Genomic DNA, 805 nt, shown 5'->3' with positions numbered 1-805 from the left:
CAATGGGTTTTCGCTGCGTTAAATCGACCGGGTGACTTAACAGGTTGTTAATGTCATTGCAGCCCTGCCACTGTTGACGCTGCGCTTGCCAATAGGCGTGTGTGGCTGATGTGTGACTTGCAAGCCAGGTTTGCGCCTGTGGATAAGCCTGCTCAATCTCGACGTGAGGAGTGACGCCGCTGATTAAGGATTGATAAGTCTCATGCACGTATTGCCACAATATCGGCCCACTCCAGCCATCACTGATACTGTGATGCACGGTTTCCATTACCGTGTAATGGCTGTCGTGGTGCTTAAACAGCGTGAAGCGTAACAACCCAGGCTGAGTTAAATCAAACCCTTGCTGACGGTCTGCTTGTTGTATACACCTTATGCGGTCATCACGCTCTGCCTCACTCAAGTGACTTAAATCCATCACAGTGAAGTGGCTATCATCTAATAACGCACCTCGAGTAATAATCTGTAATGGCTCACCTGACCAGTCAAATGCAAGCCTTAATGCACTGTAACGCTTGGATGCCAATCGCCACGCTTGCTTATAGCAGTCAATATCCAACTCATCGTGGTAATCCAATAGTAGCTGGACACGATAGGCATCATCATTTTCCTGACTTAATTGGTGATAGATAAACCCTTGCTGCAGGCTATTGGCAGTAAAGATGGCCTCTATGTCATAGCGTGACTGCAACTGCGCTAAACGCGCAATACTTAAATCCGTTGCAATGTAATCACTGGGCGTGTGCAGTCCCCCTTGTGTTGCTTGCGCCGTGGCACAATCAACCACCTCAATTAAGGCTTGCTCAAA

General features: G+C 48.2%; 1 protein-coding gene. It reads right to left on the bottom strand.

Annotated features, from left to right (window positions below):
- A partial coding sequence (locus Q0779_RS23670; protein ID WP_298776718.1) for a condensation domain-containing protein occupies positions 1–805 on the bottom strand: 805 nt, incomplete at both ends.

The organism is uncultured Shewanella sp., from assembly GCF_947491715.1.
GTDB lineage: Bacteria > Pseudomonadota > Gammaproteobacteria > Enterobacterales > Shewanellaceae > Shewanella.
This window is presented reverse-complemented; position numbering and strand designations above follow the sequence as displayed.